This is a genomic window from Variovorax sp. BGA-UO-ETr-C22 (genome assembly GCF_059567965.1).
In genome coordinates this window covers 606,480-624,547 of record NZ_JCAQPA010000009.1, presented here as the reverse complement: position 1 = coordinate 624,547, position 18,068 = coordinate 606,480, and the positions used below count along the sequence as shown (strand labels likewise).

The following is an 18,068-nucleotide window of genomic DNA, read 5'->3' as shown; positions in this document are numbered from 1 at the left end:
CCGCATGCCCACCGCCATCGACCTGAAAGACGTCCGCCCCTTCGTCGCCACGCCCTGCCACGGCGGCGCGGTCGGCACCGAGTGCGCGCGCAGCCTGCTCGGCCTCGTCAACCTCGCGTGGACCCACGGCTTCGCGATGCAGACGCGCTTTCTCGACGGCGACAGCCTCGTCACGCGCGCGCGCAACCGGCTGGCCGCCGAGTTCCTGGCCGACACGCGCTGGACGCACCTGTTCTGGATCGACGCCGACATCGGCTTCGAGCCGGAGGCCGCGCTGCGGCTGCTGGGCGCGGGGCGCGACGTGGTGGCCGGCGTGTACCCGCACAAGAGCGACGGCTGGCCCGAAGGCGGCCTGCGCGCGCCGCTGCCGGCCGGCACCACGCGCGCCGACTTCGAGGCGCTGCATGCGGCGTTCCCGGTCAACGCGCACGATGCGGGCGCACGCGTCGACGCCGACGGTTTTCTCGAAGTGCTGGACGCGCCCACCGGCTTCATGCTGATCGCGCGCCGCGTGCTCGAGCAGATGGCGCAGGCGCTGCCCGAGCTGCGCTACACGCCCGACCGCATGGACGACCCGGTCGTCGCGGCGCGGCCGCACTACCGCTTCTTCGACGTGTTCGCCGAGCCGGGCAACGGGCGCTACCTCAGCGAGGACTACGGCTTCTGCCGCCGCTGGCAGTCGATCGGCGGGCGCGTGCACGTCGACACGCGCTCGCGGCTGTCGCACCAGGGCCTGCGCACCTACCGCGGCGACTTCGCGAGGACGCTGGGGCTGAGCGGCTGAACCGCTTGCAGGTCGGGCGGCAAGGTGTTGCGGTCGTAGTCGCGGTCGGCCTCGATGCGCATCAACTGCAGCCCCGGCCCTTCTTGCGCGAGGTAGTCGTAGCCGATGGCCTGGAACTGCCGCGCCGGATCGAGCCGCGTGTACAGGTCGCGCCGCGCCACGCGGTCGGCGTGACGGATGCTCTTCAGGTGGTAGAGCCGGTAGCGGCTGTAGAACATCAGGCCGTGGCGCTGCGCGTCGTCGGGCAGCCACGGGCCGTGCAATTCCGAACTCGATTCAAACGAGATCTTCTGCGGCAAGCGGAACAGCCGCGCGCGCGACTTGCGGCCCCACGGGCCATCGCTGCGCCAGGCGTCGGGCGAATTCCAGAGTTCGCAGGACACGAGCGACAGGCTGACGAGCTGGTTGTCGGGCAGCGAATCGACGGTCGCGTGCAGATGGCGAAGGAACAACGTTTCGTAGCGCTCGTCGGCATCGCACACCAGCACCCAGCCCGCGCCGTGGCGGCGCGCCGCTTCGAGCAGGCGGCGCTTGTTCTCGTTCTCGCGCCAGACGTGCGTGGCGTCATCGCTCGGCGGGTTCGACAGCAGCTCCAGCAGCATCGGCTCGCGCCGCAGGATGTCGGCGGTGCCGTCGGTCGAACCGTCGTCGAGCGCGACGATGCCGTCCACATGGCCGCGCAGGTGGTCGAGGCAGCCCGGCAGACAGCGCGCTTCGTTGCGCAGCTGCAGCACGCAGACGATGCGCAGCCGCGACGTGAGACGCGGTGCGCTCGGCGGAGGCGCGCACCGCGGGCAATGAAAGGCGCTGGGCCCGTGGTGCAGCAGGCGCGCGCAGACCTCGCACTGGCGGCGCGAGCCCATCGGCACCACCGGTGCGGCGGCGAGCCAGGCCGGCGCTTCGGCGGGCCATGCGCGGGCGCCGTCGTCGCGCGCGATGCGGTCGAAGTCGCGGCCCCATCCGGCATCGCCCGCGCGCGCCTCGTGCGGTGTGCACTTGATCCAGTCGACGTCGCGGTCGAACTGTTCGCCGCCCGTGCGCGTTTCGTCCGACAGGTGCAGCAGGTGCGCGCCCGGGCAGGCCAGCAGCTGCCAGCCCGCCATCTCCAGGCGCACGCGCAGGTTGTCGTCGTCGCCGCCCCATTCTTCGAACGATTCGTCGTAGCCATGCACGGCATCGAAGGCTTCGCGCGCGCAGCACAGCGAGCCGTAGAAGGTCTGCAGCAGCAGCTCGGGCGGCACCTGGCGCGCGAAGACGGTGTCGAGCGTGTCGGTGAGTTCGTCGAAACGTGCGAAGCCGACGCGGCCGACCGCCACGCCGCGCGCGTGCCCCATCGCGGCGTGCAGCAACAGGGCCGGTGCATCGCCCACGTAGGCGGACTCGGGCGAATGGACCAGCACGAAGCGCCCCGCACTGCCGCGCACGCCGGCGTTGATGGCCTTGCACGGCGGACGCCACGCATGCGCGACGTCGTTGACGAGCACCTTCCAGCGGATCTGCGGAAAACGTTCGACCAGCGCCAGCACGCCGACTTCCTCGCCGGGCTCGTCGAGCGCGATCACCACCTCGATGCCGGGCCGCGCCCAATACCCCGCATTCATCGGCAGCACACGCTCGAACTCGGCAAGCTTGCGGTAGAAAGGCAGAACGACGCTGAGCCATGGACGGTTCGTGTCAGCTTCCCGACCCTCAAAAGTCTTGATGTTCACTGCATCGCTCCTTCAGCGATGACGCACCGGAGATGCCCATGCAAGGCTGCTACATCAATCTCGAGCGAAGCACCGAGCGCCGCGCCGCGATGGACGCGCAGTTGCAGCGGCTCGGGCTGACGAATGTCCGGCGACACGCAGCCATCGACGCACAGGCACTCGCGCCCGGCGGCGCGGCAATCACGCCTGGCGAGCGTGCCTGCTTTCTCTCGCACACCGAAGCCCTCACCCGCGCGAACCCCGACGAAGCGCTGCTGCTGCTCGAAGACGACGCGCAGCTCAGCGAGGCCCTGCCCGCCGTGCTGCGCAGCGGCGCGCTCGCGCAACTGGAAGCGGAAGGCTGCGACATCGCCTTCCTCGAATGCCAGCCCGTGACTTCGACGCAGCATCTGCTCGCGCTCTGGCACAGCCTGCAACGGCGCCTGCCGCCGCAAGGCAGTGGCGCGCCGCGCCATGCACTGACCGGCATCGACTTTCTCGACGCGCGCACGCTCTACAACTGGGGCGCGGTCGCCTACGTCGTCACGCCGAAGGGCCTGCGCGTGCTGCCCGCGCTGCTGCAGGAAGCGATCACGCACGGGCCATTGCAACCGTACGACCTGACGCTGGGCAGCTTCCTGCGAGACGGCCGCCTGCAAGGCGTGGTGCTCTCGCCCTTCCTCGCCACGCCGGCATGGGGCAGCCATGCCGACAGCACCCTCGGCAGCCCCGCGGAATCGGCGGCGCACGATGTGCTCGGCAGTGCGTTGCGGCGCCTGTTCTTCGCCGGTCCGCTCGAAGGCCTCGAGGCCCATGTCGCGCCGTGGCGCCACGCCCCGCTCACCGACGACCCGCAACTGCGGCTGCTCGCGGACCTGATGGCGCAGCTCTTCGTGCTCACGGCCCGCGATCACGCGCCGCGCTGACACGCGTGCGGTCTCAGAAATCCGAACAGCCGTTGCGCCGCTCGGTGTTCACGCAGCTCAGCAGGTTGGGCCGCGAGCGCACGCGCGACCATTCGCGCGCGAGCACGTCGGCGCCCTGCTGCGCGCGGTCGCCGTCCAGCGGCCCGGTGGCCAGGCAGATCGGCGCCTGGCCGATGTTCCGGTCGTACAGGTACGAGGTCAGCGGCTCGCGCACCACGTCCACCGAGGGCAGCAACGGCAGGCCGCTCACGCGCAGCTGGCCCGGCACCACGCGCACGGCGTAGCCCTCGGCCGAGGTGAAGCTGCCGTTGATCGGGTACAGGCCCGTCGGGCTGCCCGGCAGCGCCGACGAGAACATCGAGCCGCTGAAGCCTGCGCCGGTGTCGCCCAGGATCAGCCCCGTGAGGCTGTAGATGAAGAACGGGTTGGGCGCGCCCACGGTGCGCGACGCGTCGGCGATCACTACCGTGGCCGTCGGCTGCTGCGCATAGATGAAGTGGTTGTCGCCCGGCGTCACGGTCACGGTGCACAGGCCCAGGTAGGCGCAGTGGTAGAAGTTGGGCAGCGGGCCCGAGCCGGCCAGGCCGCCGCGCGTTTCGCCCACCCAGGTGTCGGCCCACACGCGCCACAGCGCGCCCGAGATGCCGTGGCCGCCCGGGTTCTGGAAGCGCGCCGCCGCCACGAGGTCGGTGCCGCTGGTGCTGCTGACCGGTGCGCCGAGCGTGAGGTCGCCGCTCAGCGTGCGCACGAACACGGTGTTGGCGGCCATCGAATCGGCCGACGTGACCTGCGGCAGGTTGCCCGCCGCATCGAAGCCCGTGACCGACACCGGCCCGATGGTGACCGCGTTCGCATCCACGTAGGCAAAGCCGCCCGCCGCGCCGCCGCCGACCGTGGCCACGTCGTTGCCCGGATTGCGCAGATCGACGCTGCCGTTGCGCGAGCGCGCGAGCAGCGCACCCGCCGTGATCGTGCCCGCGCCCGACTGGCTCACGTTGCCGCCCGACAGCAGCCCCAGCGTCGCGGCCGAAACCGGCGCGTTGAGCGCGATGCCGCCGCCACCGCCTTCGTTCTGCAGCGTGAGCGCGCCCGAGGTCGTGAGCGCGCCGGCCACCGTGATGGCGCCCGCGTGCGTGGTGCTGCCCGCGACGATGGTCGGCGCCGACAGCTGCGCGAACTCCGCGCCCGACACCGAGAAGCCGTTGACCGTCGGGCCGCCCAGCACGATGGGCGTGGCCGTGTCGTCCGATGCGACCATGTTGGCATCGACCCCGCCCGGGCGCAGGTCGATGGTGCCGGCCGCGACCACCGGCGCCTCGATCACGATCGAATCACCGCTGCCGTCGTTGCTCGCGCGCAGCAGCACGTTGCCGCTGCTGCGGATGCCCGGCAGCGCACCCGGCGCGGTCGGCGCGCCGCCGGCCTGCAGCACGATACCGCGCCCGCCGTTCTGCGAACGGCCCGTGACCTCGATGTTGCCGCCGCCCGTGGTGACGAGCTGCGCGCCGTTCTCCAGCCGCACGCCGCTGTCTTCGGTCACGCCCGGCGCCGAGGGGTCGTTGTTGAAGTTGTAGCCGCGCACCGCGATGTTGCCGCTGCCGGTGGTGATGGAACTGCCGCCGTTGATCAGCACGCCGTGCGCCGCCGCGAAGGTCGACGAGGCCTGGCGCCGCGCCACGCCCTGCACCGTGACGTTGCCGCTGGTGGTGCTGATGGTGCTCGGCCCGATCTGGCCGCTGGTGATGACCACGCCGCTGTCCCAGGTGGTCGAGGTGCCGCGGATGTCCACGTTGCCGGTGGCGCTGGCGATGCGCGCGCCCTGCAGCAGCACGTCGCCGCCTTCGATGCGCACGTTGCCGCCCGCGCCCGCGTTGCTCTGGCCGACGCGCGTGTCGACCTGCACGTCCTGCGTGAGGATCACGGTGCCGGTGGGCGCGCCGGGCTGGCCGCTGAGCAGCGACACGTTGCCGCCGTCGGTGACGACCTGCCCGCCGTTCAGGCGGATGAAGCCGCTGCCGGGCGTGCCCGTGCCCAGCGCGTTCATCGTCACGCTGCCGCCCTGCGTGAGGATGTTGCCCCCGAAGTCGATGAAGCCGCTGTTGCCCGAGGGCGTGCCGTCGGGGTTGACGCCCGCGTTCATCACCACGTTCAGGTCGTCGCCGCCGGTCGCGCGGATGGTGGTGCCGGGCGTGCGCGTCTGGATGCCGCTGGCGGCGTCCAGCTGCAGCGTGAGCGGGCCCTTGGAGCCGGTGTAGTTGATGTCGACGTCGGCATCGAGCGTGATGACGCCGCCACCGCCCGTGCCGGTGCCCGTCGTGATCTTCACGCTGGTGCCGCCGTTGAGCGCGGTGTTGATGTCGCCGTCCTGGATGGTCGAGTTGGCGACCGCGTCGTAGGGGTTGGTCGGCAGCGTGCCCGCGGCCGTGCCGTGGGCGATGGTGAGGTCGAAGGGGTCGATGAACCACTGCCCCGCCGAGCCCACCGGTGCCGACGCGTCGACGCGCGCGCCGCGCAGGTCGAAGCGCCCGGCCGAGGTCTCGACGCGCCCGCCGTCGCCGCCGGCCGCGCCGCCGCGCGCCGAGAGCTGGCCGTGCGCGCGCAGCGACTCGGCCGCCACCACCTTGATGCTGCCGCCGTTGCCCACGCCCGTGCCCGCGTTGGCTTCCAGGCGCGTGTTGCCGCCGATGGCGCTGGCGTTGGTGGCCGCGATGTCGATGCTGCCGCCGCCGGTCGCGCCGCTGGCGTCCAGGCGCGCCACCGCGGGCGAGCCGTCGGAATTCGTGGCGCCGTCGATGAGCACGTTGCGCCCTTGCACCGAGATGCTGCCGCCCTTGCCGCTGTCGCTGGCCACCGAGGCCAGCGTGCCGACGCTGGTGCCCACGCCGGAGATGAAGGTGACCATGCGCATCGAGATGTCGGTGCCCTGGGCGTCGATGGCGATGGTGCCGCCGTCGGTGCGCAGCGCCGTCGGATGGTCGGCGTCGGCCGTGACGGCCACGCCGTAGGTGGGCGTGGTGGACGGCGTGATGATGATGTCGGGGCTGCCGAGCGTGGCGCTGAAGCCTTCGCTGCCCGCGTGGCCGATCACGTCGATGCGCCGGCCCGCGCCGGCCGAGACCGCGCCCCGGATGGCGACGCCGTTGCCGCCGCCGGCCGACATGTTCCCCGCCGCAAAGCCCGTGTCGGTGCGCAGGCCGTCGAGGTTGGCGCCCTGGCCTTCGATGCGCACGTCGCGCTCGCCGGCGACGGTGGCGTCGTCGATGACGACCGCCGTGCTGGCGCCCACCGCGGCGCCGCCGATGTTGGACGTCCAGGTCGGGCCCTGGCCCTTGATGCCGATGTCGCCCACCGACTTCAGCACCGCACCGCTGCCGATGGCGACACCGCTGCGCCCGTAGCCCGCGAGGCCGTCGAGCTGCAGGCCGCCGGCGCCGGCCTCGACCGTGCCGCCCGTGATCGACACGCCGTTGCTGCCGCGGAAGATGAAGTCGCTGTTGTTCTGGTCGTCGATCCAGGTGCGGCCCTGGCCGCGCATCGCGATGCGGCCTTCGCCGCCGGTGGTGACCTGGCTGCCAGCCAGCGTCACGCCGTCGCGCCACACGAAATCGCCGGTGTCGCCGCCGAGCGGGACGATGCCACCGATGGCGCGGCCGTTCTGCGCGTCGCCCTGGCCGAAGAAGCGCACGTCGCCGCCGTTGGCCGCGATGGTCGCGCCGGTCAGCACGATGGCGCCGGCATAGTCGGTCTCCGCAGAAGGGTTGCCGCTGCTGTTGTTGATGTTCTTCGCGTTGGTGGCGACGCGGCCGGTCGCGTCGGCGTTGAAGTCGACGTGCAGCGCACCTTGCTGCGATGTGATGGCCGAGCCCTCGTTCATCACGATGCTGCCGGCCGAATCGACGCGCAGCCGCGCCGTGCCGCCCTCGCTCTTGACGACCTGCACGCCGGGCGCAAAGGTCACGCCCGCGCCGAGGCCGGTGCGCCCGCTCGCCAGCGTCACGTCGGTGCCGCGGCCCAGCGTGTCGCCGACACTGCCGGCGCTCAGGGAGCCGCCGGTGAAGGCCGGCAATTTGCTGTCATACGCCGGCACGTTGCCGGCCTCGACGATGCCCAGGTCGGACTGCTTCGCGCTCACGCGCCAGCTGCCGTTGGCGCCGCCTTGCGAACCGCCGCCCGCGTCGACGCGCACGGCCTGCACGCGCACCGCATCGGCCTCGTTCGAGATCGCACCGCCCTTGCCGGCACCCGCGCCGCGCGCGGTCATCTCGCCGTAGGCCTGCAGCCGCGAATCGCGCTCGGGCGCCGGATCGGCCTCGCCCACCAGGGCCTGGCCCTGGGCACTGGCCGTGGTGATCGTGCCGCCCGCGCCGCCCGTGGTGGCGTCGGCGCGCAGCACCGAGGTAGACGACAGCGCCACGTCGTAGCCGTGCACCGACACGCTGCCGCCGCCGGCCTGACCGCTGGCGTCGATCACCGCGCGCTGATCGCCACCGCCGGTGCCTTCGATACGCACCTGCCCCGCCGCGATGCGGATGGTGCCGCCGTGCTGCCCCGCGCCCATGCCGGTGGCGTCAAGCGTGCCGCCGTTCATCTCGATGCGGTTGTTGCTGCCGGCGCCGAGCACGATCTCTCCGTTGACGTTCTCCAGCGTGCGCGCGCGCACCGTGCCCGACTGGTTCACCACCAGTTCGCCCGCCGTGTTGGAACTGCCGATGAGCATCACGCGCCCGCCGTCGGCCTGCAAGGTGGCGCCCGCGGCGTTGACCACCTTGGCGCTGGTGGCCATGGCGTCGGCCGCGACCACGAGGTTGGTGAGCCCGTCGTTGCCCAGGTCGAAGCTGATCTTGCGGCCCGAGGCCAGTGCGACGGTGCCGCGGTTGGCGGTGATGCTGCCGGTGTTGGTCACTTCGGCGCCCATCAGCACCACGGGGCCGCCGGTGGCGGTGAGCACGCCGGCGTTGCTCACGACCGTGCTCTTGTTGTCGTCGCGCAGGAAATCGAGCTTGGTGCTGGCAGCAGTGAGGAAGTCGTTGTCGGTGGTGTTCAGTGCCAGCGTGGAGGCCACGAGACCGCCCACGTTGACCGTCGCGCCCTGGCTGAACACCACGCCGTTCGGGTTGACGAGGAACACGCGCCCGTTGGCCGTGAGCTGGCCGGCGATGGTCGAGAGCTCGTTGCCCGTCACGCGGTTGAGCAGGATGCTGGACACGCCCATCGACTGGTTGATGTTGACCGCGTCCTTGGCACCGATCGAGAAGCTGTTCCAGTTGATGATCGCGCGCAGCGACGACTGCGAGATGCCCAGCGCCTGTCCGCCCGCGCTGGAGGCCGACGTGGTGGTGCCCACGGTCACGCCGCCCTGCGTGGTGTAGCCGTTCGGGCCGAAGCTCGGCAGGATGGTTTGTGCCAGCGCCGGGGCCAGGCCCATGCAGGCAATCGAAAGCGCCAGCGGACGCAGCGGATGCCGGGGTTGGAAGGTGGTGCGGGGCTTCATGGTCAGAACGCCTTTTGCAGCTGCACGTACAGCCGCGGGTTGCGCCCGCCGCCGTCGGTCTGCGCGGGCGGTGTGCCGGCGCGCCAGGCGAGCGTGGCGTTGATCGAGAAGTTGCCGGGGCGCGACCAGCTCAAGCCGATGCCGTAGCCGCGCAGGCTGTGGGAGTTCTCGCCGTCGAAGGGCGAGGGATGGCGCGCGATGCGTCCGCGTGCCGCGTCGTAGAACAGGTAGGGCGTGATCTCGTCGGTGGCGGCCCAGCGGTATTCGAAGGTGCCGATCAGGCCCTGGTCCACCAGCAGTTCGCCCGAGGGGTAGGCGCGCACCGCGCGCGCGCCGCCGAGCGCGAGTTTTTCCGAGGCGTCGAGGTTCTTGCTGGCCCACTGCCCGCCGACCGAGAAGTACAGCGAGTGGCGCGGCACGATGGCCTGCAGGCGCGACACCTGGAAGCTCAGCTTGGTGAAGCCGCCTTCGGTGTGGCGCCCGCCGAACTGCTGGTCGGACTGGAAGCTCTGCGCGTCGCGAATCGACAGGTCGCCGTGGTACAGCGTGCCCGAGCTGGCCCAGTAGCCGCCGCCCAGCACCTCGTCGCGCCGCTCCCAGGCCCAGCCGATGCCGAAGCCCTGCACGCGTTTCTTGGCCGTGAAGTCGACGCCGCGCAGCTCGTCGGTGAGGTCCTTCACGTCGGCCGTGAGGCGCAGAAACAGGTTCTGCTGGCGCTGGCGGATCAGCGGGTAGTTGAGCGACACGTCGAGCACGTCGGCGCGGCCGCGCGCGTCGAGGTCGACGAACTTGCCGCCCAGGTCGTAGCTCACGCGCGAGATGCCGATGCCCGCGCGCAGGCCGCTGGTGCCCAGCGGCGCCTCGTAGGCCACGCGGCCGTACTGCAGCGCGTTGCTGTTGGACAGCAGCAGGCGCGCATCGAGGTTGTCGCCGATGCCGAAGGGGCTGAGCCATCGCGCCGTGCCGCCCACGCGGTAGCGCCCCGCCTCCTTGGTACCGTGGTTGTCGGCCTCGGCCGAGAAGGCCCAGCGCGCGCCGGCCTCGACCTCGACCGACAGGTCGGTGGTGCCGGCCTGCGCGCCTTCCTGCAGGCTGGACGACACCTTGAGGCCGGGCTGGTCCGACAGCAGCAGCATCGCGCGCTCGTAGGCCGGCGCGTTCACCGCCTCGCCCGGCTGCAGCGCCGCCAGGAAGCCGCGCACGCGCGCCTCGCTGATCGGCGCCTCGGGCGCGACCAGCACGTCGACCTTGCCGAGCCGGCCTTCGATGATGCTGATCTCGACGATGCCGTCGCGCACGGTCTGCACCGGCACCACCGCCTGCGCGAGGAAGTAGCCGCGCTCCTTGTAGCGCGTGGTGATCGCCTGCGCGAGCCCTTCGAGATCGCCGAGCGTGACGTCGCGGCCGATGTAGGGCGCGGTGATCGTCTGCAGCTCTTCGTTGCTCAGCGCCTTCACGCCGTTCAGGCGCAAGTCGGTGAGCTTGAAGCTGCCCGCACCCGCCGCGGGCCGGGGCGGCGCGGGCAGGGTTTGCGGGGCGACGGCGCCGGTGGCCTGCGCCACGGGGCGGTCGCAGCTGCCGCACGGGTCCTTGGTGGGCAACAACGTGGTGGCTTCCTGCGCCTGGGCGCGGGGCATGGCGACCCACAGCGTGGCGCCGACGAGTGCAGTCGCCGCGATGGCGATCGGCGTCGGCCGTGGACGAAGGCGGATCGCAGGGGCCATGGCAGTGCTTCTTTGCAGGAGGGAGCGTGGCGAAGACATGGTCAGCTCCCCACCGTGAGGCGCCAGTTGCCGATGAGGTTGAACGGCGCCCAGAAGAAGGGGTGGGACATCTTGGGGTCCTTCAGCACGGCCAGTTGTCCGGCCTGCATCGCCTTCTGGATGTCGCGCCCTTTGGCGAGTTCGCCGTAGAGCGTGCCCATGAGCACGGCGGTGGCGTCGTCCGACACGGGCCACAGCGAGGCGATGAGGCTGGAGCTGCCGGCCGAGAGGAACGAGCGCGTGAAGCCCAGCACCTCGTCGCCCTGCGCGATGCGCCCCAGGCCCGACTCGCAGGCCGACAGCGTGACCAGCGCCGTGCCGTCCATCGGCAGCGCCAGGATCTCGTGCGCCTCGAGAAAGTTCTGCTTGCCGCCTTCGTTGGCCAGCAGGATGCGCGAGTACAGCGGATCGACCTCGTCGGCCTCGGCGTGTGCCGCGACGTGCATCAGCGGCGAGCGCGAGGCCACGTCGCGGAACTGCGTCTTGGTGGCGGCCGCGCCCATGTACACCGTGTTGCGCGGGAAGAGCTGCGCGAGCTGCTTCACCTCGGTCTCGGCGCCGGGCAGGTCGTACTTGTCCTCGATGCGCGGATTGCCGAAGGCCGTGAGCGACGCGTTCACGCGCGGCGTGCGCTGTGCCAGCTGCACCGCGATGCTGATCGACGGCGCCACCGACACCGGGTGCGTCTCGATGAGGTAGCGCCCGTCCAGGCGCAGCGCCTGGAACGGCAGGTAGTGCAGCGGCCCGTGCGGCACCACCACCACACGCTGGCCCGGTGCCAGACCCAACGGGCCGAGCAGCGCGGCACCCAGCTTGTCGGCGTTGGTGATGGCGGCGCGGCGACCGCGCACGATCGAGTTGCGGAAGGTCTCGACGAGTTCGGTGAGCTCGTCGCGCTTCACCGCGATGCGCTTTTCGACAATGCTGTCCGGGCCCACGACCCAGACCATCAGGCGGTCGGGCAGCGCGTGGTACTGCACCACCCGCTCGTCGGCCGCCAGCGTGCGCTGCAGCGCGGCCACGCCGACCGTGCCGGCCGACGATTCACTGAGCTTGGCGCGCCCGCGCACCGCATCGAGCAGCGCGCGCGAGCGGCTGTGCTCGCTCACCTCGAAGGCGCGCTGCGGATCGCCGGCTTCGCTGTACACCGCCACGCCGCGCTCGAACACCGACTGCAGGTCGGAGAACAGGCCCATCTTCACTTCTTCGCTGCGAAAGCGCGCGCGCACCTGGTCGACGTCGGCGAGCGCGCGGCCCGCGGCCTCGGCGGCGGCCTGCTTCTGGCCCAGCGCGAGTTCGCTGCGCGCCACGCCGTCCCAGGCCCAGAGCCGGTAGTAGGCGGTGTCGGTGCCGACCTGGCGCGTGGTGAGCGCACGGTACTTGTCGCGTGCCTCGGCCGGCTTGTTCTCGGCCAGCAGCAGGCGGGCGCGCGTGCGTTCGAGCTGCGCGGCCAGCGGCGCCTCGCGCGGCTCGGCCATGTCGCCGAGCACCTGGCGCGCGCGTGCCGCGTCACCCGATTCGATGAGCGCGTTGACCAGCGAGGCCTGCACCAGCGGCGCGTAGCGCGGCGAGCTGTTGGCCAGTGCCTCGTCGTAGCTGAGCACCGCGCCGGCGAAGTCGCCGCGCCGCGTGCGCACGTCGCCGATCACCTTCTGCACCGGACCGACCACCAGCTTGGGGTCGCGCGCGGGATGGCGCAGCGCTTCGCGCGCGAACTCCTCGGCCTTCTCGAGCTGGCCCGAGTAGCTGTAGACGATCGCCAGGTCGCGGTTGGCCACGGCGCGCAGGTTCGGGTCGCTGGTGGCGTTGGCCAGGTGCAGCGCCTTGCTTGCGGCGCGCACGCTCTGGCGGAACTCGCCCGCCTCGGCCAAGGCGACCGCCTGGCTGCAGTACTGATAGCCCGAGAGCTTGACCGCGTCCTGCCCGTAGAGCACCGCGCCTTCGCTGGTCAGGGCCAGCAGCGTGTCCGTGTCGGCCAGCCGCGCCTGCGCCATCCGGTCGGCCGCGGCCTCGGCATTCGGGCCGCCCGCCGCAGCGGCGGGAGTTGCAGGTGGTGGCGCGGGACGTTGTGCCTGCGCCGAAGGACCGCCGGGGCCCAGAAGCAGCACACCCACCAGGCCGACCGCACCGGCAAGACCGGCACGGCGACGCGCCGGATGCGCACATCCCCATCTCGAAAACCACGCCATTGAACCCCCTCGACCCATGCACTCGCTGCCGCGAACGCTCGACGCCGCGGGAGTGCGCGCCGTTCAGGCCTCGTGGGAAAGTCTAGGAGCGGGTGTTCACCTCGCCTATTCGCAATACGGTCTAGCGCAAATGGCGTAGAGCCTGCTCACGCTATGCGGGCACGCTGTCGATGTTGAGTCGGTCCCAGTGCCGATGCTTCGCGATCGCTGCAATGAAGTCGTGCGCGATCTGCGTCGCCGCCGTGGCGTCGCCCAGGTTGGTGACAGGCGTTTCGGCCACCACCACGCCGGCCGGCGCCTCGCCCTCGGACGTGACGCCCAGCGTGGCCAGCAACTGCACGCCCTCGCCCACCGCACAGATCGCCTTGCAGTGCTTGTAGGCCTCGAGAACGAAGTGCACGGCATCGCCCTGCGCCGCGAGCGCCGCAGCGCCCTCGGCACCCGCAGGCACGAGCACGGCGTCGAACAACACCGAGGCGGTGTTGGTGAAGGTCATGTCGACGTCGATCTGGCGCTTCGACGCGCTGGCCACGGTGCCGAGCTTCGGACCCACCACCTTGCACAGCACGCCCACCTGCTCCAGCGCATCGCGGATCGGCTTGAGCGAGGCCGAGTCGACGCCGTCGGCCACGAGGATCGCGACCTTGCGCGTGCGCACCACGCCGTCGGCGCTGCCGTCGCTCATGCGCAGCGCGGGCGATTCGTCGATGGGCAGCTCGATGCGGTGTTCGCGAAAGCCCGAGTACCCTGCGGCCGCTTTCGCGTCGGGCTCGCCGATGCCCAGCGGCTCGGCCACGCGGCGCGCGAGTTTCTCGTCCACGTGCGCGAGGTTGTCGACCATGCGCTGGCGGATCGCCGGCACTTCGAGCTTCGACAGCTCGAAGCGGAAGGCCGCGACGATGTGCTCCTTCTCGGCCATGCTCTGGCTGTTGAAGAACAGGCGCGCCTGCGTGAAGTGGTCGTCGAACGACGGGCTGCGGCGGCGCACCTTGGGCGACTCGATCTCTTCGGGGAAGGACTGGAAGCCGTGGCTGCCGCCGTCCACGCGGAACTCGGTGCCGCTGCCCAGCGTATTGGGCTCGTAGGCGACCTGGCCGCGCGCGATGGTCTGGCGGTGCATGCCGTCGCGCTGCATGTTGTGGAACGGGCACACGGCCTTGTTGATCGGCAACTCGTGGAAATTGGCGCCGCCCAGCCGCGAGATCTGCGTGTCGGTGTAGCTGAACAGGCGCCCTTGCAGCAGCGGGTCGTTGCTGAAGTCGATGCCCGGCACGACGTGGCCCGGGTGGAAGGCCACCTGCTCGGTCTCGGCGAAGAAGTTGTCGGGGTTGCGGTTGAGCACCAGCTTGCCGATGCGCTGCACGGGCACCATCTCTTCGGGGATCAGCTTGGTCGGGTCGAGCAGGTCGAAGCCCAGCGACTCGGCCTTGTCGGGCGCGATGAGCTGCACGCCCAGTTCCCACTCGGGGAAGTGGCCCTGCTCGATGGCCTCCCAGAGGTCGCGGCGGTGAAAGTCGGGGTCCTTGCCGGCGATCTTCTGTGCCTCGTCCCACACGAGGCCGTGCACGCCGAGCTTGGGCTTCCAGTGGAACTTCACGAAGTGGCTCTCGCCGCGCGCGTTGACGAAGCGGAAGGTGTGGACGCCGAAGCCTTCCATCATGCGCAGGCTGCGCGGAATGGCGCGGTCGCTCATGGCCCACATCAGCATGTGGGTGCTCTCGGGCATGAGCGAGGCGAAGTCCCAGAAGGTGTCGTGCGCGCTCGCGGCCTGCGGCATCTCGTGGTGCGGCTCGGGCTTGACGGCGTGGATGAGGTCGGGGAACTTCATCGCGTCCTGGATGAAGAACACGGGGATGTTGTTGCCCACGAGGTCGTAGTTGCCCTCGCGCGTGTAGAACTTGACGGCGAAGCCGCGCACGTCGCGCACGGTGTCGGCCGAGCCGCGCGAGCCGGCCACGGTCGAAAAGCGCACGAACACGGGCGTCTTCGCATCGGGGTCCTGCAGGAAGTCGGCGCAGGTGTACTGCGACATCGACTGGTAGACCTGGAAGTAGCCATGCGCCGCCGAGCCGCGCGCATGCACGGCGCGCTCGGGAATGCGCTCGTGGTCGAAGTGCGTGATCTTCTCGCGCAGGATGAAGTCTTCGAGCAGCGTCGGCCCGCGCACGCCCGCCTTGAGCGAGTTGTGGTTGTCGGGAACCTGCAGGCCCTGGTTGGTCGTCAGGTGCGGGGGGTGCTCGGTGGTGAAACCCTCGAGCTGCAGCTGCTTGGCGTTGGCGCCGTCACCGGTCTTGGCGGTGCTGGCGCGGCGGCCTGCGGCGGCCTTGTTCTGGGGGGACATCGGGGTTCTGGGCATCGATGCGGGTCGGCTCAGCCGGCCTCGTTGCTGTTGCCGCTGCCGATGAAGATGTCGAGCACGTTCACCACGGCGATCAGGCCGATGCAGGCGGTCACGGCAGCCACCGCCCAGATCAGGATGTCGTCGCCCCAGGTGCCCATGAGCGAATCGAACAGTGCCGAGATTTCCATGATGTTTTTCCCTCCGAGAGAAGCGGGGCCGCAAGCCGGCAAATCCGCAAAGAGGAAGCTTAGGTGGGGCCCGGTGCGCGGGCCGTAGTGGCCGCCCCTCCCCGTCTGTGGGAGAAGGTGGGCGTCACCGGTAGGAGGGCGCCGACAGGCGCGAGCCTCAGGCGCCCGGGTCGAGCACGCGCTCGCTGGGTCGCGCGAAGTAGAACCACTCGGCGCCCGGCAGCGCCATCGCGTTCGGGAACACGATGAAGCCGTCGTCGGGCGCGCTGACCAGCGTGCCGTCGTGCCGCATGCCCACGGGTTCGCCGCGCTGCACGGGGTCGAAGGTAGCCCAGTCGCGCACGAAGCTGTCGTCCTCGTGCAGGCGGTCGGTCACGCTGGCCAGGCGCAGCAGCTGGGGCGGCTGCGGGGGCGCAGCCGACAGGCCCGGCGGCAGCGCCGCCATGCCCAGCAGCGCGAGCGTGCGGCGGATGGCCGCCCACGCCACCTGCGGCGCCTGCGGGTCCTGGTGCTGGCCGCATTCGAGGGTGACGCCGTAGCCGCCGCAGCTGCGGATGTACTCGTTGGTGCCGCGGCCGAAGTCGATGGCGGCCTCGTCGACCGCCGCGCCGCGCTGCGCGAGGCCGGCGGCGTAGATGTCGAGCCAGCCCTCGACCACGATGGGCGTGCCGATGTGCAGCGCGAGCCGGCCTTCTTCCTGCGCGCGCGCAAAGGGTTCGAGGCTGCCGCTGTTGTCGCGCGGGCCAATCATCGCGAAGGCCTCGCCCTCGCTCTGGAAGGAATGCAGGTCGAGCAGCACGTCGTGGCGCGCGATCACCGGGGCCAGCCGGTTGGTGATGCGGGCCTCGTAGTCGGCGGGCGTCTCGCTCGGGCGGAACAGGCGGTTGAGGTTGCGCTGGCCCTCGCGCTGCAGGCGTCGTCGCGCGAGCGGGTTGGCCACGGGCACGAGGGTGAGTTCGCCGCGCAGCAATTGCAGTTCGCCGGCATCGAAGTCGGCCAGCACGCGCTGGATGCCCTCAGTGCCGCAGGTCTCGTCGCCGTGCACCCCGCCGATCACGAGCAGGCGCGGGCCGGGGTTCAGCGACGCGAAGGCATGCAGGCGCAGGCTGTCGGTGGCGGTCGCGGCATCGTCGAAAAGCGGGGTGGGCATGCGGGCGATTATGCGGAGGCGACTGTGGCCGCGCAAAAGACAAAACCCCGGGATGCGGCGGGCGCGCAGCGCGAACCTACAGCCGCGCCCCCGCCTGTCCTACTGCCCCGTGGCGGGGCGCCGCGCAAGCTGGCGCCAGACCCGAACTTTGAAGGAGCACACGATGGCCCAGCAACCGCGCAAGGACAAGAAGGACACCACCCGCGTCGCACAGGACGGCGAATCGGCGCCGCGACTGCCGCACGAGCGCGACCAGTCGTCGGACAGCCAGGTGATGCAGGACGGCCAGCCGCCCGAGAAGGGCCGGCGCGGCTACGAGGACGTGGAACGCGGCGTGGTCGACACCGACCGCGGGCTGACGCCCGAGCGCACGCCCGACGGCAAGGTCAGGCCTTGACGGTGGCCAGCTGCTGGCGCATGTCGCCGATCACCCCGCCGTAGTCCTTGGCGTTGAAGATCGCGCTGCCCGCCACGAAGGTGTCGGCGCCGGCCGAGGCCACGCGGGCGATGTTGTCGGCCTTGATGCCGCCGTCGACCTCGAGGCGGATGTCGCGCCCGCTCTGCTCGATGCGCTTGCGCGCCTGCTCGATCTTGCGCAGCGCCGAGTCGATGAAGCTCTGGCCGCCGAAGCCGGGGTTGACGCTCATGATGAGGATCAGGTCGATGTCGTCGATGGCCCAGTCCAGCGCCTCGAGGCCGGCGCCCGGGTTGAACACCAGGCCGGGCTTGCAGCCGGCGGCCTTGATGGCCTGGATGCTGCGGTGCACATGGGTCGAGGCGTCGGGGTGGAAGCTGATGTAGTCAGCGCCCGCTTGCGCAAAAGACGCGGCCAGCGCGTCGACGGGCTGGATCATCAGGTGCACGTCGATGGGCACGGGCGTGCCGTCGGCGGTCTTGGCGTAGGGCTTGAGGGCCTGGCAGATCATGGGGCCGAAGGTCAGGTTCGGCACGTAATGGTTGTCCATCACGTCGAAGTGGATCCAGTCGGCGCCGGCCGCGATCACGTCGGTCAGTTCCTGGCCGAGGTGCGCGAAGTCGGCGGAAAGAATGGAGGGCGCAATGCGGAACGGGGTGCTGCTCATAACCCCGGATTCTCGCAGCCGACGGAAGTCCGAGGAAAGGCCTCCGTTACCATGCGCCCCATGTCACACAGCCCCTTCAGCGTACAGGTCGAACCGCGTTACCTGGCCGACCAGTCCTCGCCCAAGGACAACGTCTACACCTTCTCCTACACGATCACCGTCACCAATGTGGGCACGGTGGGCGCGCAATTGATCGCGCGCCACTGGCTCATCAACGACGCCTCGGGCCATGCGCAGGAGGTCAAGGGCCTCGGCGTGATCGGCCAGCAGCCGCTGCTGGCGCCCGGCGAATCGTTCCGCTACACCAGCGGCTGCCGCCTGCAGGCGGCCAGCGGCACCATGCATGGCAGCTTCTTCGTGGTGACCGAAGAAGGCGAGCGCTTCGACGTGCCCGTTCCCATGTTCGTGCTCGAAGCCGACATTGGCGGCGCCCCGGTCTCCCGGGTGCTGCACTGAGCGCGCGACG

Annotated in this window: 12 protein-coding genes; 4 read left to right on the top strand and 8 right to left on the bottom strand. The window is 70.9% G+C overall.

Going from position 1 to position 18,068, the window contains the following annotated elements:
• Positions 1–4 precede the first annotated feature (4 nt).
• On the top strand, positions 5–784 hold the full coding sequence (locus tag AC57B8_RS12420; RefSeq protein ID WP_496479758.1) for a hypothetical protein: 780 nt from the start codon (positions 5–7) through the stop codon (positions 782–784).
• Here the strand turns inward: AC57B8_RS12420 and AC57B8_RS12415 are convergent.
• Positions 742–2,493: a galactosyltransferase-related protein gene (locus tag AC57B8_RS12415; protein WP_496479757.1), complete on the bottom strand. Its 1,752-nt coding sequence runs from the start codon at positions 2,491–2,493 to the stop codon at positions 742–744. The two genes, AC57B8_RS12420 and AC57B8_RS12415, sit on opposite strands and share 43 nt — an antisense overlap.
• 38 nt (positions 2,494–2,531) lie before the next feature.
• Between AC57B8_RS12415 and AC57B8_RS12410 the strand changes: the two genes are divergently transcribed.
• Positions 2,532–3,398, top strand: coding sequence for a glycosyltransferase family 25 protein (locus AC57B8_RS12410; protein ID WP_496479756.1), 867 nt, complete (start codon positions 2,532–2,534; stop codon positions 3,396–3,398).
• A 13-nt stretch (positions 3,399–3,411) separates the two neighbouring features.
• On the opposite strand, the gene AC57B8_RS12405 is transcribed toward AC57B8_RS12410, so the two are convergent.
• From AC57B8_RS12405 to AC57B8_RS12380, 6 genes are all read right to left on the bottom strand, one after another.
• Entirely contained in the window at positions 3,412–8,889 is a 5,478-nt protein-coding gene (locus AC57B8_RS12405; RefSeq protein ID WP_496479755.1) for a two-partner secretion domain-containing protein, read from the bottom strand.
• A 2-nt stretch (positions 8,890–8,891) separates the two neighbouring features.
• Positions 8,892–10,613 carry a ShlB/FhaC/HecB family hemolysin secretion/activation protein gene (locus AC57B8_RS12400; protein WP_496479754.1) on the bottom strand — a complete coding sequence of 574 codons (1,722 nt, stop codon included), beginning with the start codon at positions 10,611–10,613 and terminating at the stop codon, positions 8,892–8,894.
• Positions 10,614–10,654: 41 nt separating this feature from the next.
• Positions 10,655–12,766, bottom strand: a complete 2,112-nt coding sequence (locus AC57B8_RS12395; protein ID WP_496479753.1) for a CHAT domain-containing protein — start codon at positions 12,764–12,766, stop codon at positions 10,655–10,657.
• Positions 12,767–12,992: 226 nt separating this feature from the next.
• Positions 12,993–15,182 (bottom strand): catalase, encoded by a 2,190-nt coding sequence (locus AC57B8_RS12390; RefSeq protein WP_496479752.1) that lies wholly within the window; start codon positions 15,180–15,182, stop codon positions 12,993–12,995.
• 29 nt (positions 15,183–15,211) lie between these two features.
• Positions 15,212–15,370 (bottom strand): hypothetical protein, encoded by a 159-nt coding sequence (locus AC57B8_RS12385; RefSeq protein WP_167394958.1) that lies wholly within the window; start codon positions 15,368–15,370, stop codon positions 15,212–15,214.
• Positions 15,371–15,527: 157 nt separating this feature from the next.
• Positions 15,528–16,520 (bottom strand): succinylglutamate desuccinylase/aspartoacylase family protein, encoded by a 993-nt coding sequence (locus AC57B8_RS12380; RefSeq protein ID WP_496479751.1) that lies wholly within the window; start codon positions 16,518–16,520, stop codon positions 15,528–15,530.
• A gap of 163 nt (positions 16,521–16,683) precedes the next feature.
• On the opposite strand from AC57B8_RS12380, the gene AC57B8_RS12375 reads away from it, so the two are divergent.
• Positions 16,684–16,917: a hypothetical protein gene (locus AC57B8_RS12375; RefSeq protein WP_369631050.1), complete on the top strand. Its 234-nt coding sequence runs from the start codon at positions 16,684–16,686 to the stop codon at positions 16,915–16,917.
• On the opposite strand, the gene rpe is transcribed toward AC57B8_RS12375, so the two are convergent.
• Positions 16,907–17,602 (bottom strand): ribulose-phosphate 3-epimerase, encoded by a 696-nt coding sequence (gene rpe, locus AC57B8_RS12370; protein ID WP_496479750.1) that lies wholly within the window; start codon positions 17,600–17,602, stop codon positions 16,907–16,909. The two genes, AC57B8_RS12375 and rpe, sit on opposite strands and share 11 nt — an antisense overlap.
• 60 nt (positions 17,603–17,662) lie before the next feature.
• Between rpe and apaG the strand changes: the two genes are divergently transcribed.
• Positions 17,663–18,058, top strand: a complete 396-nt coding sequence (apaG, locus tag AC57B8_RS12365; protein ID WP_062481013.1) for a Co2+/Mg2+ efflux facilitator ApaG/CorD — start codon at positions 17,663–17,665, stop codon at positions 18,056–18,058.
• Positions 18,059–18,068 lie beyond the last annotated feature (10 nt).